Genomic DNA, 26,031 nt, shown 5'->3' with positions numbered 1-26,031 from the left:
GGAACCGTCCCCACGACGTCCACACCGGCGCCGCCAACCCCCTCATCCCCAACTTTCCAGAACCCGAAAACCTGCCAACTATTTGACGCGGGACACCTGGCCGGAGGGGTCGGTTTGGGTGAAGCGGCCGAGGGTGGGGTCGTAGTGGCGGACGCCCAATTTGTATGGGCCGGTGGGGTAGAGGCGTCCGGGCCGTAGAGGTTGTGGGTGCGGGTGCGGGCGGCGTTGGCCAGGCCGAGGACGGAGCCGTTGACGTCGGTGAGGTGGTAGTACGAAGTGCCCCCGGTTTTCATGGAGTTGAGTGTGCCCTGGGGGTCGCGGGTGTATCACGTTGCCCGCCGCGTCCAGGCAGTCGTGGATGGCAGTGGGGGTGTCCGCTTCGGTGAGCCGGTTGTCCGGACGGGGTTACCGGGCGCCGAGTCGTCGTTCATCGTCTCGCACGAGCTGCCCCTGTACGCCGATGCCTACCGGCACTTCGACGACCGCGACCGGGGATGGACGAAGGTCGTCCTGAAGCCGTGACCCGGCGCAGTGCCGCGGCCGGGCGCCGTCCAGACGGCGCCCGGCACCGGGACAGGCGCTCAGGACGAGCCCTCGGCCCGCGCTCCAGGTCAGTGGCAGGCCGGCAGGTGGGCGGCCTGGACGAAGCCCCAGCGGCCGGACGCGGGGGCGTAACCCAGGATCCAGGCACGGGTGTCGTGCTTACCGCAGTGCTCGGTGGTGAGGTAGAAGGCATCGCCCGCCCGGACGTTGCCGATGGCGAAGGACTTCCCGGCGTCGCGCAGGGTGCCGACCTGCCCGGTGCCCACGTGGACGAGCCCCCGCTTGGACTTGCCGGCGTGCGGGGCGCTCATCGCCACCGACTTGACCGCCCCGCTGCCGCCCACGGCACGACGGTCGGGGAGCTGGCGGTGGTGCGTGTCGTAGGCGTGCGGATCCGTCAGGCAGGATGTGGCGACGAAGCCCCAACTGGGCTCCCCGGCTGCTCCGTAGTCCTTCACCAGCGCGTAGCCGCGGTAGGTGTACCGGACTCCCACATGGTAGGAGCCGCCCTTCGGTGAGCGCTGCGGCTTCGTCCATCCCCAGTCAGCGACGCCGGCCTTGGGATAGTTGGCATGGATGAAGCAGCTCGGCTGCGAAAGAGTGGTGGAGTGGGTGTACTTGTCGCCCTGCCCGTTGGCGGCGAAGGCGGGGGCCGCCAAGACGGAGGCGGACGCCGCTACTGTGGCGGCGGCGAGTGCGAAAGGCTTCCACAGACGCATGGGGGATCTCCTGATGTCGTGTCGTCGTGTCGTCGTGTCGTCGTGTCGTCGAGGTGTCGTCATGTCGTCGCGCCGGTGCGAGCCGGGGCGTCCGGCCGGGGTTCCGGGCCGGACGGGCTACGAGCCCGGGCGCCGGGGCGGCCGGGCGTCCGCCGGACAGCGGCGCCACTGACAGGTCTAGGTGTCCAGGGGGGTGTCCGCCCAGCTCTCCGGTGTCCGCGGACGTCCGCGGACACCGGCGGACACCGGCGGACACCGGCGGACACCTGACGCGGGCAGAGCTTTCGAGGGGACGAGGAACGGGATGACACAGGCACCGGACCCGGTCGCGGCATGGCACGACCTGATGGCGGCACTCGTGCGACGATCCGGGCTGAGCGTGCGCCAGCTCGCCGCCAGGGCGGGCTACAGCAGCACCTACTGCAACGAGGCGACCAACGGCACGCGCGTCCCGCCGTGGCCGGTGGCCGAGGCGATCATCACCGCCCTCGGGGACGGTGCCGAGGCCCGATTACCCGCCTGGCGTGCCGCTCGCCAGGCCCTGGGGATGTCCGCGGACACCGGCGAGAACGCCGACGCCGGCCCGCTCGTCCCCCCGGCCGCCACCCCGCCGGGAGTGCCGGGAGTAGCCGCGCCCCGCGGGCCGGCCGAAGTCCCGCCGACGCCCCCGGCCGAGGCTCCCCCGGGGGTGCCCGCCACCCCTGACCCGCGCCCGGCGTCCGCCGACGGGCCCGCGGCCCCTGCCGCCGGGCCGACCGCACAGCCGGCGCCGCCCGGAGCCACCCCTGCGCCGCGGTCACGGCAGCGGCGGGTCCTGCTCACCGCCTCAGTGACCGCGGTCGTGCTCGCGGCGCTCGGCTACGCGGCCGTCGCGTTCCACCCCACCGGACACCGGAACGGCGCCGTCCCGTCCGGTCCCGGCCGCACGCCGGGGCGGTCCCAGCCGGACGACTTCCCCTGCCGCGCCACCCGCCAGTACGTCGTCACCAGCGACGGTAACGTCCTCGACGCCCACGGCGCCCCGGTGGGCGACGGCATCCACCGCGGCGACTACTTCGACCTGGCCCCGGAACAGCCGCACAGCCACTACGCCCACCGCTACTACGGCTCCGTCGTCGGACGCGAACTCTCGGGCTACGTCGACCAGGCCAGGATCCACCTGAGCGGCACGGTATGCCTCACCCCCCGCCGCTGAGACGCCGGCAGGCCAACGGATCGCGGCGTGGCCGACCGGCCCCGCGGACGCCCAGGTGCCCCCGCGCAGGCAGAGGTCGCTGGTCTGCGCCGGGGTGACGGGGTGACGGGGCAAGCGCGTACGGGCCGTGACTCCTCATCTTGGACACACGAGACACTGGATCCGGAGGATCTGAGGACGGACATCTCGTGGTCATGAAGAACTATCCGCCGCAGTTCAAGGCGGACGTGGTCACGCTGTACGAGTCGCGGCCCAAGGCAACGATCAGGCAGGTTGCCGCTGATTTACGGATCGACCCGGAGACGTTGCGGAACTGGGTCCGGGCGGCCGGAGTCGGCCGGCCACGGGGACGCCGGGCAGCGGCACCCGCGGAACCGCCGACGCCGTTGGAAACGGAGAACACCGCCCTGCGTAAGAAGGTCCACGAACTGGAAGAGGAACGGGAGATCCTGCGGAAGGCGGCCAAGTATTTCGCCGGGGAGACGCGCTGGTGAGCCGCTTCCAGTTCGTCGGCGACCACCAGCGCCGCTACGGCGTCAAGCGGCTGTGCGCCATCCTCGGCATCGCCCGCTCCAACTTCTACTGCTAGCACGCAACAGCCAGTGCCCGGGCAGCCCGGCAAGCGGCAGACGCTCACCTCGCCGCCCGGATACGGGAAGTGCACCGCGAATCGGACGGCACCCACGGCGTCCCCAGGATCACCGCCGAGTTCCCGAAGGCGGGCGAGTACGTCAACCACAAGCGCATTGCGCGTGATGCGGAAGATCCCTCGGCCAGGCTTTTCAGCAGGAATCGCGAACGTCACTCAATTCCTACTAGCGGCTACCAGACCAGCGGTTACAGGTCCGATACTCTTCTTGATTTCTTCCATTGGAAGGCCTGATCCGGAAAGGATTTCGATTACTCGAATCTTCACTGCTTGACGAACCTCCGAACTGGGGGAAGTGACGAGCTCTTCAAGGAGGTGAGCACATCTCACCACCACGGGGTCACCTGGTAGCTGTCTCTCTAGCGCAGGGACGAGCACAGGCCAGACAAACGCCTCGGACAGCAGCGAATAAATCCCTATTTCTTGCGGAACTAGACCTAGGTCGCGCGCCGACTCGACTTCAGCGGCCTCCAGCTCCTCAACCAAGGGAAGGCACTCGGGCAGCCAGTGGAGCAGAGCTGCGCGCACGTACTCCGCATCGGAAGATACTTTTTTAGACACGGGCACAGTCACCTCGCTGCATCATCGATGTTTTGGGGGCTACGCCACAGGGGGAGGCCCGCAGTCCCCACCAGAAATCTCACAATAGCTAATCCCGCCCCTCAGATACTGTACAACGACGTCGACTATGAGGAGGCTATCGGTAATGCCACCTAGTGTACTCAGCATGCCCGCTGTTCTCAGGCGCGGGCCGCTAGTCCGGAGCGGGGGCTTGTATGGCCTCTCCTGGAACTGCGAACCTGTGACCGATTCAAGCGCTGGCGAATTCGCAACCCGATTAATTGCACCGCGAATAGTCCTAGCAGCCTCAGCGTGTTCGTTGAGGTACTTCGTAACCTCGCCAGCCTTGTCGACAGTGTTCAGGCCGTCCCAGAGATCACTCGCTTCCGCTAGAGCCACTCTGGTCTCCGCCGCCCCCAGGTTGATCTTCCCTTTTCGGTTGTCTTCCAAGATGGCTTGAAGTCTTCTCAGTAGGTCAGCCACATCGACTACATGCCACGTCTCCTTGGTCATCTCGCCAGTCTCAAGTTCCTGCCGAAGCGCAGTCGCGGCTTTCCCATCCCCAACCCACGACTTTGCCTTAGGCTTTGTGTAGATATCGTTCAACACTCGCTGAAGGGCTTCGTTTTCTACTGTGGGAGCTTTAGGCGGAGATACGGGTGTGTGGTCAGCGCCGTCCCCTCGACCCTGGCTTGGCGTGTGCGGGCACGCCTCTTCGAAGCCGGAGCCACAGGCAAGGCTCTCCCCAGTGGGGTCGCTCAGGCTCGCAGGGTTGTTGTCGGCGTAGGTGTAGCCGTTGAGGGACTGGTCATCGGTGGCGTCGAGGAGGGGGTCGACGCTGAGGAAGCGGCCGGTGGCAGGGTCGTATTCGCGGGCGCCGACGTGGGTGAGGCCGGTGGAGTCGTCGGTGGTTTTGCCGAGGAAGCCCTTGTCGTCGGGCCAGGTGGTGGGGGCGGTACCGCGGGGGGCGCCGAAAGGTGTGCTGTAGCGCTTGGTGATGGCCTGGGTGGACGAGTCCAGTGCGAGGCTTGAGGTTCCGTGGGCGTCACCGAAGAGGAAGCTGAGCTTCGCGGTTCCGCTTTCGTTGGTGCGGATGGCGACGTCTGCAGTGCCCGAGGTGTAGGTGCGGGTGGCCCAGGTCTTCTTGGTTGCGCCGGTGACCTGGTAGTGGAGTTCGGTGTCCCCGATGTAGAGGACCGTCTCACCGTCGCCGGCCGCGCGACGGATGAGGAGATTGCCGTCCGGGTCGTACAGGTAGGTGGCCTTCTTCGACCCTTCGGTGAGCGAGGCGAGCTTGCCCTCGCTGTTCCACGTCAGGGTCTGGCTTGCGGTGTTGTGGGGCCGGGCGGTGGTGTTGCCGTCGGCGTCGTAGCCGTAGGTGGCTGGCACGCCGGTGCAGCTTGTCGCGGTCGTGCTGGTGGCGCTGAGCGCATGCGGGTGAGCGCTGTTGGTGTAACAGGAGCGGGTGGTGGTGTCGCCGCTGGTGGTGTGCTGTGTCTCAGTGATGCGCTGGCCGGCGGGGTCGTAGGTGTAGCTGCTCCAGTAGGGGGCGGCGCCGCCGAGGTTCGTGGTGGTGCGCTGGCTGGTGGTGCAGTCGGCGTTGGTGGGCGTCCAGGCTTCGGTCATGCGCTGGTAGCCGTCGTAGGCGTAGCACTGGGTGTCCGCCTTGCCGGTCCCGCCCATCGTCGCGGGATCGTCGATGGTGGTGACGTCGCCTGCGTTGTCGTAGCTGTAGTGCAGGTCCTGGGGCATCCAGGCGTGGGTCTGGTCGGTGACGGAAGCCCGGGTGAGCCGTCCGGTGCCTGCCTCCCAGTTGTTGGTGAGGAAGGCCTTCTTCACACCGGTGTCGGAGGTGCCCAGAGTGAGCTGCTGGGGCTGGCCAAGGGGGGAGTAGCTGGTGTCGAGGACGTAGCCGGAGGCACCGGAGACGGTGGTGACCTGGCCAGTGGGTGTGTAGCCGTAGCCGACCCACTCCGCGGGCAGGCCGCCTGCGGCGGGTTGATAGCCGCTCTGCAGGGTGCCGTCGATGTTGTAGATGCTCTGGAATGTGTAGCTGGCCTGCGCAGCTCCGGCCGCGACCAGGGGATCTGTTGCCGGAAGGTCAAGCTCCGACGTGGTCGCGTGGTACAGGTCGTCGTACGCGAGTGCCTTGGTGGTGTAGGCCTTGCCGCCGACGCCGCCGTCGTACCTGGTGGAGTAGTCGAGCTGTCCCTTGGCGAGGGTGTCGAAGCCCCACGCGGCGAGCTTTTTGGGGTCAGTCTTGTCCGTCTGCCACAGGCCGGTGGGGCGACCGAGCTCGTCGTAGCCGTAGAGCAGCTTGGCTCCGCCCGCGTCCTTGGTCCAGTCGACCTGGTCGAGGGTGGTGTAGGCGGTGGTGGTCGTGCCCTTGTCCGGGTCCGTGGTGGAGATCTGCCGGCCGAACAGGTCGTAGACGTAAGACCAGATGGTACTGTCCGGGCCGGTGACGGTGGCCTGCTTGCCGTCACGGGTGTAGGTGAATTTGGTGGTGTGATAGGACGGCGCTGGGCTCTGGCCGCCGTAGGCGGCATCGGTCGGCGCGGTCGAGGCGTAGGCGCGCGTCTCCACCGTGCGGCCGAGTGCGTCGGTGATGGTACGGGAGGCCGAACCCCCGCTGGGCGTGGTCGTGGCGGTGCTGTCGCCGGTATAGCTGGTGGTGGTGGTCCACTTGTCGACGCCGAAGACCATGAACGTGTCAGTGGCCTGGCGGCCGGCACCGTCGAAGGTCAGTTCGTGCTGGCTGGGAGCGCGGCCGTATTCGGCGCGGGCGTACGTGCCATTGGGCGCGGTGAGGTTGTCGTAGATGTCGCCGTACGTCTCGTACGCGAGACCGCGAGCGTCGTAGCGGGTGTCGGTGAGGATGCGTCCGCCGATGGGAGTCGGGGACTGCGTCTGCAACGGCCTTAGCAGCGCGTCGTAGATGGTGTAGGTGGTGTTGTAGCCGCCGTCACGGCGCAGCGACCCGGTGGCGACGTACGGGGCGTCACCACGCTTGAGGTGATAGGCGAAGGTGGTGTTGGCGCTCAGGCCGGCGTCCTTTGACCGGTTGGGCAGCCACACCCCCGTCGTGCGGCCCAGCCCGTCGTAGGTCAGCTCGGTCTTCTTGCTGTTGACGTCGTACGTACGCAGCGGCAACCCGCGCACACCGTCCAGGAAAGTGGCTGACTTCTGGGACTTGGGGTTGGTGACAATGGTCTTCGTCAGCGGACCGTTGCCGGTCGGGGTGTAGTCGGTGCGCGTCACGTGGCCGACGACGTCCGTCACGGTCTGCGGGCGGCCGAGCGCGTCGTACGTGGTGCTTGCGATCTTCTGCCAGTTGCTGGGAGCCCGCTCACCGCCGGAATCGGCGGTCGCGGGGTAAGCGGAAGCGCGGCCGGTCCAGTCCGCTTCGCCCTTGGTGGGCGTCTGGCTGGCGGTCCAAGCCGTGGCAGTGACGTTGTCGTAGACGGTGGCGGTGTCGGAGAGCACGTCTCCGGCAGTGGCACTGGAGGCGGGCAGGCTGAGGCTCACCTCGGCGACCGAGCAGGACTGGCCGACGGTCCGGGCACGCGAGACAAGGCCGTTGATACCGAGGTCGTCGTTGCGGGCATACCACATGCGGTTGCAGGTCTCGTCGCCGCTCACGGCGGTGTCACCTGCGTTGTCGACCTGGCTCGGCATGCCGTAGGAGTCGTACGTGGTCGACGTGGCGGTGGTGCGCCAGGTCTTCGGAACCGTGAGGTAGGTCGAGGTCGCGGTCTTCGAGGTCCGCACGAAGTGCGACTCGACGTCCGCATACGACTTGTGCTGAGTCGCGGTCTTCTTCGACCACGGGTCGTTGACCGTCACCGAGATCGGCGTCGCACCGTCGTAGGTGATCTGCTCGCGAGTGAAACCGGCGTACTGATCGCTGTCGGTGGTGTCCGCGACATTCAGGCCGGTGACGTCGATGCCAGCGGTGGTGACGGAGCGGGTGGTGCCGTCCTTCTTCGTGTCACCGTTCATACCCTGCATGAAGCGGGTAGCGGTCTTGGAACGGGGATTCGCCGTGTCACCGGTGTAGGCGGTCACGGTCCCATAGCCGCGCCACTGCGACCACGTGCGCTCGTCCGTCGGCGTGAAAGGCGAGTCGTCGTGATGCCAGGCCGGGGCGGAGTAGTCGTAGGCATACTCCACGATCGGATTGTTGGCCGCCGGGTCTGCAGTGGTCACCGCGATGACGCGGTATTTGTGGAACCAGTCCAGAGTCGCGTCCTCAGCACCGTTGATATGCCAGTACACCGGATAGCAGGCGACCGACGAATCGGTGTTGTTGTCCTCGGCAGCAGGCATCCTGGTACCGCGCACGCAATCGTCCTCCGGCGACAGCGTCACCGTGGTGATCGCACCGGTCTCTGAAGTCACCGTGGAGATGCGCGGCTTCGTGAGCGGCAGGATGTTGCCGCCGCCAGGTTGCGTACCGCCCGCCACGCGGTTGGCGCGCCACTGATAGGTGAAGGACACCGGGTCCAGCGGAGCGTCTCCGCCGCTGCCTCCGCTGGCGCCGGTGTGTCCGACGCGAGTGATCGACGACAACGTGAGCGACTGGTCCGAGGAATCGCCGATGTCTCCCCCGTCCAGGTATTCTTGGGTCAGCATCCAGGTATCCACAGGAATATCCCCGGTGCCTGGATTGACAGAGGTATCGATCTGGGTGAGGCGCTTACGGGTGAAGAACGACGGACCGCTTGCGTGGCAGTCAGAGGTGGACTGACCCGAGCCGCACAGCGCGTCGAAGGGGACGTCGGGCCAGTTCTCCGCGGTGGAGTCGGTCAGCGACGAGCAGTCGGCTGCGGTGCACCGCTCCTTGTAGGTGAAGGCGACCTTGCCGGGGGCGGTGGCGAAAAGGTTGTCCGACCGCTGACCGTAGAGGACCTTGGTGAGGTAACCGCCTCGGGTGTAGGCGGCGTTCGCGGTGGAGGCGCCGTTCTTCGGGTAGTAGTTGGCCTCCTTGGCGTACCAGTACGACATGGCGTTGCCGTGGGTGTCCACGACGTAGTCCAGGTTCCAGCGCCAGGCCCGCACTGTGGAGCGGTCCGCGAACGTGCTGCCGTTGCTGTAACCGGGCTCGCCGGCGTCGTCGCCGAAGACGGGCGCGGTCCACACCGAGTTGGTGACCGGATCGTCCGCGTCCGCCCCGTGATCGGACCAGCCGGGCAGCTTGTTCTGACCGAAGTAGTACTGGGTGCCGTCCCCGGTGGTGATCCGCCAGTACTCGCCGGTCGAGTCACCGTTGCCGAGACCGGTGTCGTTCAGGCGTTCGACCTTGGAAGCGTCGTCGTCCTTCAGCCGCCAGATGCCGCTGGTGTCGTCCTTGACCAGCTCGGTGGAACTGCCGTTCAGCACCAGGGACGCATTGTCGTACTTCCAGCACAGGTCGTCCTTGCCGTCCTGGCCGTCGTCGTCGCAGGAGTCGTACCGCCGCTCGACGTACGACTGGGCGGACAGCGAAAAACCCTCACCGACCTGCGAGCCCTGGTTGTTGGTATTGGCCGTCTGCCCGTCGATGCTGCCCGAGTCGTACGACAGCGTCAGCGGCGGAGACGTCCCGGCCGCCGGTGCCGGCGCCGCCATAGGATAGGACCATGTGAACGAACCGGACGACGCTCCGGCGGCCCACGTGGCCGACGAGTTCAGCTCGGTCGCCTTGTACGTGCCCTGCCCCGAGGCCGATTCACCCGACCCGGCCGTTGCCGCCAGAAGCGTGACCTCAGCGCTGTCCGCGCCGGACGCGGCCGGAGCGAGGTCCACGGTGGCGCTCAACTGCTGGGCGGAGACTTCGTTGGACGTCACGACGGGCGTCTGCGTGCGGCACGCGGCCTTCTCAGGCGTCGTCAGCGCACACGCCGGCAATCGCACCAGGGTGAGCCTGCCGGCCCAGCCACCTCCGTAAGCGGACGCGAACTTGGCATAGCCGACACTGATCTTCGCGCTGCCACCGCGCTGAGGAGTCACGCTCAGCAGCACACCCTGCACGTGCGCGGCCTTGGTCGCCGCTCGGCTGACGACAGTGATCTTGGCGGAGCCGGAGGCGGCGTGTACGCCCGGCGCGGACAGGGTGACCGGCAACCCGCCCGGCGCAGCAGCGGCCGCCTTCGGTGCCAAGGTAATGCTGCTGCTGGCGGCTGTAGGCCAGGAGGTGTGTTGTTCCGCGCGTGCCCGCTTGGCCTGCGCCGCGTTGACCGCCTTTTGGTGAGCGACCCCCGCGCGAGCCTCCTTCGCACCCGGCCCGGGCACGTACACCTTGCTCACTTGCGGCTTTGGCACATCCGGCCGTCCCAGGGCCTGCGACCCCCGCGCCTGGGCGGATGTCGCCGAAACCAGCGGAACCGTCAACGCCACCGCCACACCGATCACAGCGGTGCGCCGCCAAGCAGCGGCCCGACGCCGCCGAACAGCACGTACACGACCTGCGTCGCGACGGACAGGTATCCACCGGGAGGCGGACTCGGGACTCACGATGACAACCCCCAGGACAACGTCGGATAGAACGCCCCCAGCCCCCATAAGGACTTAGGCGAAGGGCAGTCGAGCGCGTGAACAAAAAGCGGAACAGCGGGTGGTGCGGCTGACAGTGCCTGGAGCGCCCAGGAAGGACTCGCGTGTCCTGGGCGCCTGTGCTCTCCTAATCGCCGATGATCTCCTGCACTTCATCCGGACCGGTCATCGCACCGGCCCAGATCCGAATCTCGCCAATGACCCCAGGCAGCCAATGACCCCAGGCATTGTTCGTCCAGCCCTTGCCGACCGCCAAAGGATCAGAACTCAACTGCGCGGTGTATGGCGTGGCGATACCGTTTTGGGCCAGACCGACGTACAAGCTCGCCGTCTGGTCCTGCGCGTTGAAGACTCCGGTCAGTCGAACCGTGGCGCCGATCGCTGCGGCATCGTCGGACTGCACGCCGGTGATGGTGCCGTCGCTGTTCAGTCGGCCGAAGTACCACAAACCCACCGGCACTGTGGTCTCGTTGAAATCGTCATCGACGACTGTCTCGGTGCCGGTCTTTGTGAGCCAAAGCCCCCACGAAGACCCCGACGAGGTCCTGTTCCCCAGGATCTGTGCGGTATAGCCATCAGGCTTCGCCAGCACAGCGGCCCGGTCAACATTCACCAGGGTCGTGGCAGTGAACGAACCGGCGTCGTTCACCGGTGTGTTGGGCGTCGTGGCGGCGGCATCGGTCCCGTTGAGCACCAGGTCCTGCCCGTTCAGCGTGGCGCCACCCTCAAGAGTGAGGTTGTGCCCGTAGCTGTCCTTGGTGTCGATGAACGTGGCTCCGGTCTGGTCGTTCATGTCCCAGTCGGACACCATCTCGGTGGCACCCCAACCACCGGAGTCCAGGGCGCGGGCCTCGTCGGCGACGGTGTCGGACGGCAGCGCCATCTGCCAGACCTTCACCTCATCAACGCTGCCGTTGACGTAGTCGGTGTAGGCGTCCGACCACTTGGCGCGTCCGAACTGCATCGGCCCAGTCGCCGACCATGCGGTGGTGAAGGAAGTCTTGCCCTGCCAGACACCGTTGACGAAGAAGTGGATCTGCTTCGACGAGGCATCATAGGTAGCGGCCACGTGCGTCCACACGCCGAACGTGGCCGGATTCGCGGAGGAGACCGTGGTGTAGTTCCAGGTGCCGTTCGCCGGTGCGTCGGAGTCCACCACACGGAAGGACCACTTCTTCGACGACGCCTCGTAACCCAGATAGAACGGGCTACGGTGAGCGCCGTCCTCGCTGAGGAAGGTCTCGTTCCTCGAACCGTCACCAGTGATCCGCACCCACGCAGAGAGCGTGTAGGACGACCGGGTCTCCACCACCGGCCCCGAGGTCGCCGCATAACCGGAGTTCGCACCGTCCAGCGACAACCCCAGGTCGACCATCGGAGCTGGCACACCGGACGCGTCCACCAGTAGATTGCCGGCACCGTCGTGGTAAACCAGACCGCGTCGACCACGCCCATCTCTCGCGGCGCCCGATGCCGAGAGCAAGGCGTCATGCGTGCCGGTCGCGCCGGACGTGTCCTTGGCGGCACCCGAATTCTCGTCAAAGTGCCACTGACCCACCAGGCTGTCCTTTGTGGTGTCCTTGACCAGGAAGCTGTACACCCTGGTCTCACCCCAGCCGTTCAGGGTGTCTTCCGCTTCCGCGTACAACGTGATGGTTCCGGAGCGGGCAGGGGTGACGTCCGCGTACCACTTCCCACTGGTGTGCCGAGCGGTCACCGCCGAGCCGCCCTGCGTCGTGCGGTATCGGTAGGAGATGTTCGTGGTGTCGCCGTCCGCGGGCTGCAGTTCGAAGCTGGCCGCCTGCCCAGGTCCGCCGGCCGCGACACAGTTATTCGTAAGACACTCCGTGTACGGTGCGCCGCCGACGATTTTCGGCTCCTTCGGAGCGGTCGAATCAACGCGGAAGTAGCACCAGCCGGGCGAATTGGCGGACGTCGGCCCCGACAGATACGTGGTGTCGTTGTCGTAGTACGAATACGTCCAGGCCCGGTAACGGTACGTGGCGTTGTCCGCCAGAGTCGCCCAGTCGATAGACGTAGCCGTCCCGTCTCCTATGAAACCGCTGGTCGGTCGCACGATGCTGGACGGCTCCGGGGCATCCACCCAGGCGCCGCTGCTGTTCTTCATGTCCACATCGAAGCCGACCCGAAGCTGGGCCCCGGACTCCCCACCGGAGGCGGCCTGGGCCGTGGCCACCAGATGCGGGGTCCTGTCGCCGATGACCTGTGCACTCGACTCACTTGTCCGGCACACGTTGCCGGAACTGCTGGACACCCCGACCGCGGTGGGGATGGCCGGGATGCCGACGAAGTTGACCTTCAGCACTGCGTCGTTCTTGAACCGCTTCCAAGCCGACGTGTCACTCTCGTCGTGCGCCTTGAGCATCAGGGTCAATGTGGAAAAGTTGCCCGCCGCGAACGACTTCACCGTCGGTGTGAGATTCTCGTTCGACTCCGCCGGATTGTCGTGGAAGTCGATCGCCGCCTCCGGCTCGGAGTTCTCGCACGCCGAGCCCCGGCCCGCCGAGACCGACCGGTCGACCATGGTGTCCCACGTCTTGGTGGACGGCTGGTTCGACCAAGTCGTGGAGGAGGAGATGTTCCCGGTACGGATCAGATCGACCGCGCGGGGATCGCACTGGAACGCCCACGGCTCCGTCACCCAGAACGCCGCCGACAACACCTGCTTCCCCTTCAGCGCGGCTGGCGAGAACTGGAAGAACAGCCGCTGCTTGTACCCCGGACCACAGTAGTAGCCATTCCACGAGCCGCACATGCCGTCGCCTTTGCCGCGGTCGTCGTCGCCGTTGCCCCAGGCGTAGTCCTCGTAGCCGTCGTCACGTAGCAGCGTGCGGGTCGACTCCCCCCACGTCGTGTTCGGATCGATGTACAACGGGAACGCCGACGCATCGGTCTTCGTCAGCAGATCCGCGTCCGGCGTCAGCGTCACCGAGTCCTTGCCGACGTCCACCCCCAGTGGTGCACTGTCATCACCCGGCGCCGGGCCGTCGTTGCCCACATCGGCAGCCACCGCATCCGCGTCCGCGCTCCTGACCGTCTGGAACCCCACAGCTCGCTTCTGCGCCGTGGCCAGCGCGATGGACCGGGAATTCCACATCGTGGCCGGCGGCGCGGAGAAGATTTCCTTGCCGTCTCCGTCCCGGGCCACCATTCCCCCAGCCTGGGTCTCAGCCAGGTTCAATCCAGTGGACTTGAGAGAGAATTCCACCTGCTTCAGCGCCGGATTCGCGGCCGCAGCAGGAGTGTTGACCACAAGCAGCTGCCGGTATCCCTCCACCGTCGCGGTCATCCGCAAGTCCACATCCGGCAACACGTCGTGAAAGACCGCCGTGTCACCTTCCAGCGTCGGCCTCGGCAGCACCGATTCGGACCAGCCCAAGCTGAACGACTTCCCCGCGCGCCCCATCATGACCAGAGGCGCGGTGCTGCCACCGTTGGAAAACGCGACCTCAACCGCGGCAGCCTTCGGGCCCACCGACCCGTCCGGGCGTACCGCCAACGTAGTGTCCGGCTTCACCCAGGATCCACCAGTCGCCCTGACCCGCACCGGGGCCGCCGACTCCTCCAACGTGAAGGTGAAGCCGTCCGGTTGCGCGTAAACGGTGTCGTACTCGCTGCGCTGAGTCGGCAACTCCACTTGCTGGCCTGAGGCCTTGGCCTCCGCCAGGGCCCGCTGCCCCTCGTTCAACGCCGTGTCATCCGCCGCAGATGCCACCTGCGGCAGTACCGTAACCCCGCCCACCAGCAGCGCACCTGCTGCCACGGCAACGACCACACCCCGGACAGCATCAAGGCGCACGGACATACTTCCCCCCACCACTGACAACATCAGAAACTTTCAGCACATGGGGGGAGCTGCATCCCATCAGCGGATACATGCTCACGTCAACACCTGGCCGACGCAAAAACTTCACCGAAAAAGCGGACTCACAGCCTCCGCCCAGCCCCGATCCGACAGAACACCTTCGGCCGATCCCCCTGAACCTCGTTGGCCACCCACGCCAGCATCAGCCAGTCATGCGCCGGGATCTCACGCGCCCTCAGCCCCGGCACCACGAAACACCCACGACCGCAGGGCCCTGTGCAGCACCTCCGCGTTCGGCCGCCAGACTATGTGCCAGAGCATGACCCGGGTCACCCGGCACAGCGCCACGCTCGTGCTCTTCCGCGTCGTCCCGGCCCGGCCCACCCGTGGCATACGCGGCGGCGAAGGCATACCAGCTCGGCTCCGACGGCCCACGCAGCCCGTATGCGCCCTTCCCGCTCGCCAGCAGACTCCCCCGCCACCGCCGCACACCCTCGCCCCGACCGGCCAGCACCGCGCTCCGGACCCCCAGCCCCCACACCGCCCCACCTTGACAGCACCACCCGAACCGACATCCTCGCCCTGCAGCATTGGGAACATGCCCCTGCCGATCTCACCCGGAGAAGGAAGAACTGTCCACCCTCCCCCGGCCCCCACCCATACGCCCCGCGCCAGGAGGCACGCAAAGTGGCCGCGGCACCCCAGGACCTCCCGACGCTGGCCACATCCACCGGACGCCCCACCCTCGCTCCTCGAACGCCATCGCGCCGTGCTGCGCCCGCATGGACCGGCAGCACATGGAATACTCAGGAGGGTGGGGTCCGTCCGGCGGGACACCGGAGCGGAGAACCAAAACATCACAAAGCCGGACAGTCGGGGGCAGTGGGCAATTTCTGGGCCGAGCGAGCCGACGGAGCATCAGCTATGGCGCTGACCTGCGATGACTTTTCCAATGGTAGCGGCCTTAGAGGATGTCCCGTAACTGCTGGTCAGGGGTGAGATGATCTTGTCGTGGCTGGTGTGATCACGGCGTCGGAGCCCTCCTGGATAGGCCCGTTCACCGGGCTGAGCCCCCGGCAGTTCAGTAAGTTGATCACCGCGTTGCGGCGTGAGGGAGCCGATCCGGTCCGCAAGGGCCGGCCGTGGTCGTTGCCGCTGGAGGACCGGGTGCTGCTGGTGGCCGCGTACTGGCGCACCAACCTCACCCTGCGTCAACTCGGCCCGTTTTTCGGCGTCTCGAAGTCGGCGGCCGACCGGATCGTCGCCCACCTTGGGCCGGCTCTCGCCCTCCAGCCCCGGCGGCGGTTCCGTAAGGAGGCCGTTCTCATCGTGGACGGCACCCTGGTCCCCACCCGTGACCGGACCGTGGCCGCCTCCAGCAAGAACTACCGCTACTCCACCAACCACCAGGTCGTCATCGACGCCGACACCCGCCTCGTGGTCGCCGTCGGCCGACCGCTGCCCGGCAACCGCAACGACTGCCTGGCCTGGCAGGACTCCGGAGCGAAGGCCGCCGTCGGCACCACCCCCACGGTGATCGCCGACGGCGGCTACCGCGGCACCGGCCTCACCATCCCGCACTACCGCCGCCACAAGAACGAGGAACTGCCACCCTCCCTGGAAGGACGAGCACAACGCCTCCCACCGCAAGGTCCGAGCCCGCGTCGAGCACACCTTCGCCCACATGAAGAGCTGGAAGATCCTCCGCGACTGCCGCCTCAAAGGCGACAGCGTCCACCACGCCATGCTCGGCATCGCCCGCCTTCACAACCTCACCCTCACCGGATAACAGGCAAACGAGCAGGTCAGCCTGCATGCCTCAGATCATTTACGGGACATCCTCTAGGAGCCGTTTCTCTTCACCTCGCCCTCCCCCGCGTCGGCAACCCCCGTTAGCGGAACCTGCTGTTCGGTTGAGCAATCCAGCTTCGCCACTCGTAGTCAGCATTTCACTGCGGCCGTGGACGGCCAGGCAGAGGAGGACGAGTTCGGTGAGGCGGGGGCCACTTCAGTGTCGGCGGTGAGGGTTCAGCGACTTCCCTTTCCCACGCACCAACGGGCAGCCCGCCTTGCCAGTAAGCGATGGCACCCTCTTGGCACGCCGTCGAACGGCGGACGCCATCCTTGCCGCTCTCCCGCAAAGGCGGAGCGGCCTATGAGCAGTGGCCGCGGTGCCGGCTGCCTCCTTCCGGGGCTTGATAGCACGGAAAATGCCGTCAGGCAAAACGCGTTTCTTGATGAAGATGGATCGAAGACCGCAGTTCAGCCCTTAGCTGTTCTTCTGTGGAGAACAGCCGTGACGTGGCTGGACTTGGAAGGGTTTCCGTCCAATGTTGTGTCTTACATTTGAAACCGACATCGAGGAAGTGCGTTGCCGCAGGACTCCCCAATACCGACCGCTGCCAGTCCGCTCCGGCAGAGCATCGAACCCGGTGCCACAGTGCTGCTGATCTCACCGCTGCTGACCATAGAAGAGGTGGCGCGGGTGCTGCGGGTCGATCCGTCTTCCGTTCGGCGGTGGAGGGCCGAACAGCCTCCGCAGGACCGCCGTTCATCCGGCTGTCTCCCCGCGTCGTCCTCTACGAAACGGCCGGTGTGCGCAACTGGCTGGCGCAGCGGCGCACCGATCCCGGGCAGGTGGCAGCCTGACCGCGTACGTCCATCAGCTGCCGATCGCCGTACCGCTGTCGGAGAGCATCGAGTACCGCCCCGACCGGTTTCTGCCCCAAAGGGCCCGCGTCCGGTGGACCAACCCCCACACCAAACGCCGCGAGTCGCTCTCCCAGTCCCACCCCACCCACGATGCTGCACAGGAGTGGCTGGACGCCCTCCGGGCCCTCGGCCGCACGGGGCATCGATCCGGCCGCCTCCGCCCAGACCCTCGCCGAATACGGCAACACCCACATGCAACTGGCGCTGCGCGGGCTGGAACCCAAAACCACCGACCCGTATCGAGCGGGCTGGCGGCTACGCGTCGTCCCGGCCCTCGGGCACCTGCCCGTCACCATGATCACCAACGGTGCCGTCGACCGCACCACGTACGCCTGGATCGCCGACGGCGAGGGCCGCTCCACCGTCAAGAACACCCTCGCCGTACTCATCCGGGTCATGGAACAAGCCGTCGCGACGGTCTGATCACCACCAACCCCGCCCGCATCAAAGGCTGGCAGAGGCAGTACCAGCTCGCCGAGGACGAACTGGACGACCCCCGCTCCCTGGCCCTGCGCGACTGGGACGCCCTCCAGGAACTCAGCCAGGCCCTGGTCGCGCGCTCATTCGACCAGTACCCCGGCTGGGGTGATGTGGTGACCTTCGCCGCCTGCACCGCCGCACGCATCGGCGAGGTCTCCGGCGTGCGGGTCAAGGACATCGACACCACCAACTGGATCTGGAACCTGCGCCGCCAGACCACGCCCTCCCCCGGCGGACTGGCCGACAAAAACACCAAGGGCAAAACCGCCCGCCGTGTCCCCCTCATCGAAGAAATTCGGCCCATGGTCGCCCGACGCCTGCTGACAATCGGCGACCAACCCGACGCCCGCGTCTTCACCGGCCCCCGCGGCGGGCGGATCACCAGCGCCATCCTGCGCGACGCCACCCACTGGGACGACGTCGTCCAGACCCTCGGCTACGAACACCCGCGCCGACACGAGCTGCGACACACCGGCCCGACCTGGACGGCGGACGCCGGAGTCCCCCTGCACGTCCCGCGGTTGATCGCCGGCCACGGCTCCCTGCAGACCACTCAGCGCTATCTCCACCCCGACCTGCAGTCCGTGGTCCACGCCGGCCGCACGCTCAGCAACCACCTCACCGGCGTCCGCGCCCCTCCCCCGCCGTCGCCAGCCCTGTCGGCAACACTGCGACGGTTGTAGGGAATCCACAATCACCTCACGAACGCGACGATTCTGGTCCCCAGAAGAACATGCTCTGACCTGCGGGTTTTCTTGAGCTACCAGCCCCGATTGGTCCCCAGGTACTGACACGTCATCACATGAACATCATTCTTGAAAACAGAGAGAGGCCCGCTGACCTGGCGATATGCCAGTCCAGCGGGCCCTTCGTACACCATCGGGACGACAGGATTTGAATCTGCGACCCCTTGACCCCCAGTCGCGAAGGCCAACAACGGCTAACACAATGAGGTGGATCGCTCCTGGTTGCCGTGTCCAGGGCGGCAGTTGAGCGTTCGGTCCTTTGTGGGGACATCACCGTGGATCGTGTCGGATGAGCTGTGGGATCACCTAGAGCCGCTGCTGCCGCAGCGCGAGCGCAGGTTCCGGTACCGGTGCCGCCGCGGTGGTCAGGAGTACGGGGGGCTGCTGGGCATCCAGGCGGGCCCGTTCGGCGACGAAGGCGCGTAGTTGGGCGGCGGTGAAGCGGGATGCGAGGAGGTCGTCGAGTGCCGGCCCCAGCGGCTGCACCGGGTGGGCGGTCAGGGGGCGGTGCGCGGCCAGGGCCGCGTAGGTCTCCCACAGCCGGTGGTGGAGGGCCAGGTAGCTCATGCCGTCGACGAAAGCTCTGGACAGGGTCATCGCCACCCGCGAGGTTTCGGGTCGTGGCCTGGGGAGCAGGGTCAGCCGCAGCAGTGGACCGCGGGACCAGTCGAGCGGCGTGCTGATCTCCTCCTCGAAGCTGGTGCCATGGTTGACACACGGACCCGCCGCGGTCTCGTCCACGCGGATACGCGCCCTGCCGTCCTGGCCGGTCTCGATACGGCCTGCCACCAGTGGCACAACCTCCCGCAGATGGTGCAGCGCCCCGGTCATCATTGTTTCGTCCAGGAGGCCTTCGATGTCCGACCACAGGACGACGCGGACACCGGCTGCGGCGATGGCCGCCTCATGAGGGGCAAGAAAACGCTCCGGCACGGCCGCCTCCCGGTCATGAACACTGGACCCCGACATGACCGTCCGCGACAAGACCGAAGGCGCGGGGGCCGTCGCTGGCCCGGCCCCCGCGCGTACGCCCCAAGACCGCCGAGGACAACCGCCACTCATGACGAACACACCCCGAGCCAGCGTCGACACACGGCCCCTCGTCCAGTACCGGTCAGTCGTCGTATCGGACGCGGAGTGCCCGCAACCGGGCAGCGACACACCCTCCGCGAACGGGACCGACCGGGCCCAGGCCGGACGCCACGGCATCATCCTCATGTCCGACGGAAACGACTTCTACCCCCTCGTCCGGCTCCGCCACTGGGACTCTCCGCCACAGCCACCGGAAGGCACCTGGGACGAATCCCCCACCTTCACCGTCCAATTCCCGACCGGAACCATCTCCGTCAGGCACCTCCTCGGAGGGAGCACCGGTGACAGCATCCCGGTACCCACCGGACCGTACGAGATCAAGGCATACCGACGCGGAAACCCCAGCAAGTCCCACACCGGCGACATGCCCACCCGTCCACCCGCCGACGTCACCGAGGAATGGACCGTCGACTTCTGGCCCGCTGGTCGGTGACGTAGCCGAAGCCGGGAGGCAGCCTGGAGGACGCGACGGTGACGTCGTGCCAGCGGACGACGATCCTCCTGAAGCCGCCGAGCCGACGGATCCGGATCCGGATCCGACACTCGCACACTGAAAATTGCATCCAAATCGAACGGGGAAACCGCCAGAACCTGCCCGACCGCAGCACCCCACAGCAGGTAAGAACACCGACGGAATTTATTGGCATGGACTGCTGCAATGGACGTCGCTCCTGGCATCCCGGCTGTGCGTGTTGCTCCCATGCGTGGTCAGCGGAGGGGCTGCAGGGACGCCGCCACGGTAGACAGATGGAGCCAGCCCAAGAAGACGGGAAGGCCGTCTATCCGATGGTGGCCGTGTCGGGGTAGCGGTCGATCCAGGACAGGCCGGTGCGATCTAGGAGGTTTTGGGCGCGGGTGACAGCGACGTAGGCCAGGCGGGCTTCAGCGCTGTCGACGGGTGCGGGGATGGGGGTTCCGTCGGGTCCGGGCTGGTCGGTGTCCTTGGGCGGGGCAAAGTCGGAGGCGATCTGGACGCGAGACCATTCGCGGCCCTTGGCTTTGTGGGCGGTGGAGACGGTGACCAGGCAGGTTGTTTCGTCGTGGAGTTGGCTGACGGCGGTCAGGATGGCGTGGACTCCGTGTTTGTCGACGAGGCCGACCAGGGGTTGGAGGTCGCTGTCGGCGGGGTCGTGGGCGGCGTAGTCCTGGACGGCGCCCCAGGTGGGGAAGAGCACTAGTTCGGGGTGGGTGGTGCGGCGGCCGTCTTTGAGTTCGCCGGCGGCAAGGGCCAGGGCGCGCAGGGTTCCTCCGCCGCCGACCAGGGCGGTGCGCAAGCCGGCCTGGAGAAGGTGCAGGACTTCGTTCATGGCGCCGACGTCGGTGCGGCACAACACGGCGTCAGGGGCGGAGCAGGGCCCGATCGTGGTGGGGACATGTTCGGTGCCGGTCAGGCGGATCGGAGCGCCGGCGGCGGTCAGCCAGCGGTTGGCCTCGTCGGCAAGAGCGGGTCCGAAGCGGAAGGAACGCGGCAGGGCCAGGGCAGTGCCGTGGAAGCCGGTCATGACATCGCGGGCACCGCGCCAGCCGTAGATGGCCGGGGCGTAGTCACCGACCATGACCAGCTGCATGCGGTTCCGCTGGTCGAGGAAGACCTGTTCGACGACGGGGTTGGTGTCCTGCGCTTCGTCCAGGAGCATGAAGTCGCCGTCGATCCGCGGGCCGGTCAGTGCCCACAGTTTGAGGTAGTGGTCGTGGTCGAACCGGACCTTCGTGCCCTCGGGGTCGCGCAGGTCGTCCCAGGCTCTGCGGGCGTAGGGGGTGATGTGGGCGGCGAGTTCACGGCGCAGGCCGGGGTCGTCCAGGCCGCGCAGTGCGGGGACGTGGCGACGGTTGATGTCGGTGTCGGCGGAGTGGCAGAACCGGGCAACGGTGCGCAGCACGGTGTGGGAGAGCGTTCGGGGGGTGATCTCGTGCGGTCCGATCCGGACCGGACCGGTGATGCCGAGATCCTGGCCGGTTTTCCAGGCAGGCACGCGCGGGGCATTGAGGCGGTGGTGGTAGCGGTGGCCGAGGGCCCGGTAGGCCAGGGAGTGGGCGGTGGTGCAGGTGGCCGTTGCGGGGAAGCGGGTGGCGGCGTCGGTGGCGATGGCGATGGCGTGGTTGTAGGCCAGGTAGCGGCCACGGCGCGGCGTGCGGGTGGCGAGCATGGACAAGGTGGTGGTCTTGCCGGTACCGGCACTGGCCTGCACCGCAAGGTGGTCGCCGGCTTCGAAGGCGGTCGCGGCGGCTTCCTGCTCGCCGATGGGGGTGGGCACGTCAATCTCCAAGGGGCGCAGGGTCTCAGGGGTGTTCCCGCCGGGGCGGGGAAGCGGACGTCGGCGGGTCCGGCGGAGCAGTGGGATCCGTGTGGCTGGGCAGGCGGGTGCGGATGTGCTAGTGGTAGACGGCGGGGTCGAACGGTTCCCAGTCGGCCAGGACGAGGTCGGCGGCCCCGGGGACAGCGGCGTGGCCGGGGCAGCGCTGGGCGTACCAGCGCAGCTGCTCCCCATAGGTCAGGCGGGTCAGGTCGTACACGGCCATCACCGGCCCGGGCGCGGTTTGCCCCCGGGCACAGGCAGTAGCGGCGGCGGTGACGGGTTGCAGCACCCACGCGCCCGCGGGGCGGTCTGGGGCGGCGACCGGGCGGGGACAGCGGGCACGGCGGCGGGTGCGGCTGACACAGCGGATCTCGTCTATGGGACGGCGGCCGAGGTAGCGGATCCCGAGAATCACGACGACCGGCCGGACCAGACCGGGATCATGGCACCGATATGGCCAACTGTACGGGCCGGACGAGAACCGGATTCCGGTCGTCGCCCTGACCGTGCCGCCGCCGGGACGCGGCCATGTGCGCAACTGGGCCGGTGCGTTCGCCCGCTTCCTGGGCCAGGAACGGGACAACGGGGACCCGACGGAGTCGGTCATCCGCACCATGCGCAGCGCCCGTACCCTGCTGGTCCTCGTCGATGGCATCGAACGGCTGCGCAACCGCGTCGATACCGAACAGGCCTTCCAGTTCCTGGATCTCATCAGTGAGGAGACCGGCGCCACAGTGGTCTGCTGCGGGCGCACCGCGCACGCCATCGCCGACGCACAACTGCGGGACACCGACACCCCGCTGGACCGGCAGGACCCGGCCCCCTGGAGCGACACGGTGGTGCTGCGCACCAGCAGGATCGGGTTCAGCGAGAAGGAGACCGAGACGTTCGTGACGGTCGTCGACCAGTTCGACCGGATCCTGCGGCTGTACCGGCACGAGCGCAAGGACCTGACGCATCTGGCGCCCTATCTGCACAAGCGCAGCCGCGGCTACATGCGCACCCTGTCCCATCTGATCTGCCAGGGCGCGCAGTCGGCGATCCTGAACGGACAGGAGCGCATCACCGAGGCGCTGCTGGAGCAGATCCCGCTCGGCCGCGTCGTGCAACTGTGACCTGCTGAGAGGGCCGGGCCCGGTCGGCGTCCCTCCTGGCACGCGGTCTTCGAAGCCCGCAAGGCGGCGCTACCGGGCGGGCGGGCGGTGTTGCAGGGCCTGAACGGCTTCCCAGGCGCGGCGCTGTTCGGCGCTGAGCATCTACGGGGCGGCCCAGCGCGGTTCTCGGTGGTCGCGCGGCACGTTCAGGTGGCCTTCGCGGGCCAGGTAGGCGGTGGCGTGCCCGAGGGCGTCGTAGAAGGCGTGGCGTGCGGAGTCGTGTGCGCTGTCGTAGTACACGCCGTCGGGCAGCGGCGGGATCCCGATGGCGAGCAGCAGGTCCCGCTGTCCCTGGTGGGGCAGGCGGAAGAAGTTCAGCCGCTGCCGGTGGATCCAGTCCACGATCGCGCTGTCAGGGTGGTGTTTGTACTTCCAGCCATCCGATGCCGGGCGCCAGACCCCGCCAGGGCCGGGTGACAGAGCCTTGGCCTGCAGGTATGCGCGCTGCCATTGCTGGTGCCAGGGAGGGTTCCAGTGCGGGTCGAGCGCTTCCAGTGCCTGCTGCTGGTCGGAGGGGAGCTTGCCGGTGGCAGCTTTGCGGCGCTGAGCGGCCAGCCATGCTCCCAGCCGGTGACCGCCGATGTCTTCTTTGACCGGGACGGTGAGATGGCCGTGTTCGGCGGCCCAGGCACGGGCGTGTCCGAGCATGGTCTGGAATGTGGCCGGGCGGGCGGCCCACAGCATGCCGAGCGCGTCCAGCGCCTGCTGCTGTCCGGCGGGCAGCCGGCCCAGCAGGCGGCGCAACCGGAAGGCGGCGATGCACTCCCCCAGGGCGAAGCCGCCGGGGTCGGTGTAGTCGGCGGGGACGTCCAGGTGTCCGAAGCTGGCGTGATACCCGGTGGCGGCAGTCAGTGCCTGGTGCCAGGTGCCGATGGCCGGCACGGTGATCTCCAGGCCGAGTACGCGGGCCAGTTGCGCGGCGCGTTCGGGCTGGGCATAGAAGACGTCCCGCCCCCCAGCGGAGGAGCGTGTGCGGGCGGCGCGGGTGCGGGCGGGCAGGGCGATGCGGTCCATGAACGATCCGTCGTGGGCACGCAGGGCCTGCAGCAAGGTGAGCAGGTTCGCGAACTGCGAGTCGTGGAGCAGGCCGGCGATGTCGGCACCGTTGTGGAGGTAGACGGGGATGACCAGAGTGGTCTTCTTGCCCGCACCAGGGGGCTGGCGCAGTCCGCGGCCGATGGCCTGGATGGCGTCGATGACGCAGTAGCGGGGAGCGGCGAAGACCACCGCGTCGACATCCGGCATGTCGACGCCTCGTTGAGGACCCGCACGTTGGACAGCACCGCGCAGTGCCGGGCACTGTCGGCGAAGTCCTCCAGGAGGTCTCGGCGTTCCTCGCTGAGCTGGCGACTGTGGATGACGCGCGACCACGGGCCGTCGATGTGAACCGGGCTGCCCGGGTCCAGGGCGGCGGCGGTGTCCGGCAGCCAGCCGGAAAACGCGTCCGCGAGGGCGATGCGGTTGTGGAAGACCAGTGTACGCGCGGGGGGCTTGGCGTAGATGTTGTACAGCGCGGTGAGGCTGTGGGTCGTCAACACCGCCAACCGCCATCCGCCCGCTTACCATGCCTCTACTACCCGGTCCAAGGAACCCAGGAAGTATGTCGCCAACGGTGAACTCGGCGTCTTCACCGGCCAGTTGAAGTCCGGAGAGATGCGCAAGGCACCGTGGCAAACCCAGGTGGAGTTCTCCCCCCAGCCCGGGTGGCGGATCACCTGCCGCAGCGGCAGCAGGGATGAGCCCGCGCTCGAACTGGCCTGGGCGCTGACGATCCACAAGAGCCAGGGAAGCGAGTTCGGCACCGTGATTCTGATGCTGCCCGCCCAGGCCCGGGGCGTCACCCGCGAACTGCTCTACACTGCGCTAATCCGGCAGACCCAGCGGTTGATCATCTGCCACGAAGAACCGCTGGATGACCTGATCGCCTTGTCCTCCCCGACAGCCTCCGGCGCCGCCCGCCACTTCACCGATTCTCTTCAACCCCAGCCGGCTGGCCCCTGCCAAACCCTCAGGGCGAGCCCATCGGCGTCTTCGACTCGAATCTGATCCACCTCACCCACCTCGGCCTCGCCGTGCGCAGCAAGAACGAGGTCATCATTGCCGACCTCCTCGACCGGCTCGCTCAGGGTCGCTGGGCGTACGAACAGCCGCTGACCCTCGACCGCCAGACCCGCTACCCCGACTTCGCCATTCACACCGACGACCCCGATCACCCGCTCTATTGGGAGCACCTCGGCATGTTCAACAATCCGCACTACGCCGCCCGCTGGGACGCCAAGCGCCAGGGGTACGCCCAGCACGGGATCCTTCCCGGCCCCGGCGGCGGCCCCTCCGGAATCCTGCTGGTCACCGACGACCGCGACGGAGTCTACGAGCCCGCCTGGGAGGCGGAGTTCAAGGCGCTCTAACGGAGCCAGTGCGGCTCCACAACACCCGTCGCCGACCCCGGTCCTGACCCGGCTGATCGAGCTCAAAGCCACTTCGGGCCAATTGGATCTGTCCTTCGTACCAGCCCGCGCCGCAGACTGCCGCTGGTGATGTCGAAGAAGCTACGCGGGAGAGTGCAGGCATGACAGGGAGTTCCCTGAGCCACCAGTTCGGCGGGCATCCGCACGGGTCCGGTAACAGGCAGCCTCGTGTCGCCATCATGGATGTGGGGTTGGGCATGTTGGCCACAGCCGCAGCGGTTCGACGATTGCGTCCTGATGCCGATCTGGTGCTGGCTACCGATCCGGATGGCATGCCCTGGGGGGTGCGCTCCCCGGAGGATCTGCGAGGGCGGGCGCTGATGGTGGCTGAGTCGGCCTTTGCCTATGAACCGGACTTGTTGATCGTTGCCTGCAACACGGCGACTCTGCATGCTCTGCCTGCTATCAAGGAATACCTCGAGCCGAGAACGCGCGTGGTGGGGACGTTGCCCCCAGTCGAGGCCGCAGCCGCAGCGGGTGGTCCGCTGGCGGTGTGGGGCACCGCAACGGGGATCGGCAGCCCGCAACTGCGAGACCTCATAGAACAGTTCGCGGCAGGCTTATCGGTGACGCAGGTCGCATGCCATGGTCTGTCAGATGCGATCGAACGCGCAGACAGCGCAGCCTTGGCAGATGCCATCGCCACCGCTGTGGAACGTACTCCGGTCGATGTTCAGGCGGTTGCGCTCGCATGCACGCACTACGAACTGGTCGCTCCCCAGATCCACGCAGCTTTGCAGGCCGCAGGCAGAAGCGCGCCCGTTCTCCATGGTTCGGCGGCCCAGTTGGCTGACCAGGCCCTTGTTCTGTTGGGACTTCAGCCGGACCCAGGTGTGCCAACGACGGGGAGTCTGACGGTCTTGCGCAGTGGCCGGACGGAGTCTCTTCCCCAGGCTGCAGGCGCATACCTGGAGGGCCGCGTTTTGCAGTCATTCCCCGCTGTGGACACAGGCGTGGCCTTGTCCCGCGTCAAATAGTTGGCAGGTTTTCGGGTTCTGGAAAGTTGGGGATGAGGGGGTTGGCGGCGCCGGTGTGGACGTCGTGGGGACGGTTCC

General features: G+C 67.4%; 15 protein-coding genes and 4 pseudogenes. 13 read left to right on the top strand and 6 right to left on the bottom strand.

What is annotated here, in order from left to right; translation table 11 throughout:
- Nucleotides 1–414: 414 nt before the first annotated feature.
- Nucleotides 415–522 (top strand): annotated as a pseudogene (locus ACFY9V_RS35315) (aldehyde dehydrogenase); the annotation flags it as partial.
- An 89-nt stretch (nucleotides 523–611) separates the two neighbouring features.
- On the opposite strand, the gene ACFY9V_RS35310 reads toward ACFY9V_RS35315, so the two are convergent.
- A complete protein-coding gene (locus ACFY9V_RS35310; RefSeq protein WP_391047918.1) occupies nucleotides 612–1,262 on the bottom strand; it encodes a hypothetical protein in 651 nt (216 codons plus the stop codon).
- A gap of 304 nt (nucleotides 1,263–1,566) precedes the next feature.
- On the opposite strand from ACFY9V_RS35310, the gene ACFY9V_RS35305 reads away from it, so the two are divergent.
- The 3 genes and pseudogenes from ACFY9V_RS35305 to ACFY9V_RS35295 form a co-directional block, all read left to right on the top strand.
- Complete coding sequence (locus ACFY9V_RS35305; RefSeq protein WP_391164409.1) at nucleotides 1,567–2,457, top strand: helix-turn-helix domain-containing protein; 891 nt, start codon at nucleotides 1,567–1,569, stop codon at nucleotides 2,455–2,457.
- A gap of 194 nt (nucleotides 2,458–2,651) precedes the next feature.
- Nucleotides 2,652–2,951 carry a transposase gene (locus ACFY9V_RS35300; protein WP_391164408.1) on the top strand — a complete coding sequence of 100 codons (300 nt, stop codon included), beginning with the start codon at nucleotides 2,652–2,654 and terminating at the stop codon, nucleotides 2,949–2,951.
- Nucleotides 2,952–3,100: 149 nt separating this feature from the next.
- Nucleotides 3,101–3,340 (top strand): annotated as a pseudogene (locus ACFY9V_RS35295) (IS3 family transposase); the annotation flags it as partial.
- Between the two features lie 366 nt (nucleotides 3,341–3,706).
- Here the strand turns inward: ACFY9V_RS35295 and ACFY9V_RS35290 are convergent.
- Together ACFY9V_RS35290 and ACFY9V_RS35285 are read right to left on the bottom strand one after the other, a co-directional pair.
- Nucleotides 3,707–10,060, bottom strand: coding sequence for an RHS repeat-associated core domain-containing protein (locus ACFY9V_RS35290; RefSeq protein ID WP_391164406.1), 6,354 nt, complete (start codon nucleotides 10,058–10,060; stop codon nucleotides 3,707–3,709).
- Between the two features lie 268 nt (nucleotides 10,061–10,328).
- Complete coding sequence (locus ACFY9V_RS35285) at nucleotides 10,329–14,027, bottom strand: LamG-like jellyroll fold domain-containing protein (protein ID WP_391164404.1); 3,699 nt, start codon at nucleotides 14,025–14,027, stop codon at nucleotides 10,329–10,331.
- 1,011 nt (nucleotides 14,028–15,038) lie between these two features.
- Here ACFY9V_RS35285 and ACFY9V_RS35280 point away from each other — a divergent pair.
- The 5 genes and pseudogenes from ACFY9V_RS35280 (at nucleotide 15,039) to ACFY9V_RS35260 (ending at nucleotide 19,490) form a co-directional block, all read left to right on the top strand.
- Nucleotides 15,039–15,816, top strand: a pseudogene (locus ACFY9V_RS35280) (transposase).
- A gap of 1,013 nt (nucleotides 15,817–16,829) precedes the next feature.
- Nucleotides 16,830–17,162, top strand: coding sequence for a hypothetical protein (locus ACFY9V_RS35275; protein WP_391164402.1), 333 nt, complete (start codon nucleotides 16,830–16,832; stop codon nucleotides 17,160–17,162).
- A 170-nt stretch (nucleotides 17,163–17,332) separates the two neighbouring features.
- Nucleotides 17,333–17,902: a tyrosine-type recombinase/integrase gene (locus ACFY9V_RS35270; protein WP_391164400.1), complete on the top strand. Its 570-nt coding sequence runs from the start codon at nucleotides 17,333–17,335 to the stop codon at nucleotides 17,900–17,902.
- A 285-nt stretch (nucleotides 17,903–18,187) separates the two neighbouring features.
- Nucleotides 18,188–18,358: pseudogene (locus ACFY9V_RS35265) on the top strand (IS5/IS1182 family transposase); the annotation flags it as partial.
- A gap of 823 nt (nucleotides 18,359–19,181) precedes the next feature.
- Nucleotides 19,182–19,490 carry a hypothetical protein gene (locus ACFY9V_RS35260; protein WP_391164398.1) on the top strand — a complete coding sequence of 103 codons (309 nt, stop codon included), beginning with the start codon at nucleotides 19,182–19,184 and terminating at the stop codon, nucleotides 19,488–19,490.
- Between the two features lie 346 nt (nucleotides 19,491–19,836).
- On the opposite strand, the gene ACFY9V_RS35255 is transcribed toward ACFY9V_RS35260, so the two are convergent.
- Nucleotides 19,837–21,324 carry a UvrD-helicase domain-containing protein gene (locus tag ACFY9V_RS35255; protein WP_391164396.1) on the bottom strand — a complete coding sequence of 496 codons (1,488 nt, stop codon included), beginning with the start codon at nucleotides 21,322–21,324 and terminating at the stop codon, nucleotides 19,837–19,839.
- Nucleotides 21,325–21,430: 106 nt separating this feature from the next.
- A complete protein-coding gene (locus tag ACFY9V_RS35250) occupies nucleotides 21,431–21,571 on the bottom strand; it encodes a hypothetical protein (RefSeq protein ID WP_391164394.1) in 141 nt (46 codons plus the stop codon).
- 313 nt (nucleotides 21,572–21,884) lie between these two features.
- On the opposite strand from ACFY9V_RS35250, the gene ACFY9V_RS35245 reads away from it, so the two are divergent.
- A complete protein-coding gene (locus ACFY9V_RS35245; protein ID WP_391164393.1) occupies nucleotides 21,885–22,469 on the top strand; it encodes a hypothetical protein in 585 nt (194 codons plus the stop codon).
- Between the two features lie 141 nt (nucleotides 22,470–22,610).
- Here ACFY9V_RS35245 and ACFY9V_RS35240 read toward each other — a convergent pair whose 3' ends face one another.
- The gene (locus tag ACFY9V_RS35240) at nucleotides 22,611–23,753 is read right to left on the bottom strand and encodes a Helicase associated domain protein (RefSeq protein WP_391164391.1); all 1,143 of its coding nucleotides are present in this window, start codon (nucleotides 23,751–23,753) and stop codon (nucleotides 22,611–22,613) included.
- Nucleotides 23,754–24,008: 255 nt separating this feature from the next.
- On the opposite strand from ACFY9V_RS35240, the gene ACFY9V_RS35235 reads away from it, so the two are divergent.
- The 3 genes from ACFY9V_RS35235 (at nucleotide 24,009) to ACFY9V_RS35225 (ending at nucleotide 25,953) form a co-directional block, all read left to right on the top strand.
- Nucleotides 24,009–24,554 (top strand): ATP-binding domain-containing protein, encoded by a 546-nt coding sequence (locus ACFY9V_RS35235; protein WP_391164389.1) that lies wholly within the window; start codon nucleotides 24,009–24,011, stop codon nucleotides 24,552–24,554.
- Between the two features lie 26 nt (nucleotides 24,555–24,580).
- Nucleotides 24,581–24,916, top strand: coding sequence for a hypothetical protein (locus ACFY9V_RS35230; protein WP_391164387.1), 336 nt, complete (start codon nucleotides 24,581–24,583; stop codon nucleotides 24,914–24,916).
- 161 nt (nucleotides 24,917–25,077) lie between these two features.
- The gene (locus tag ACFY9V_RS35225; protein WP_391164384.1) at nucleotides 25,078–25,953 is read left to right on the top strand and encodes an aspartate/glutamate racemase family protein; all 876 of its coding nucleotides are present in this window, start codon (nucleotides 25,078–25,080) and stop codon (nucleotides 25,951–25,953) included.
- Nucleotides 25,954–26,031: the final 78 nt, after the last annotated feature.

Source organism: Streptomyces sp. NPDC008317 (genome assembly GCF_042955955.1).
Taxonomy (GTDB): Bacteria; Actinomycetota; Actinomycetes; order Streptomycetales; family Streptomycetaceae; genus Actinacidiphila.
The sequence above is the reverse complement of the archived record's forward strand: the minus strand, read 5'-3'. Positions and strand labels throughout refer to the sequence as shown.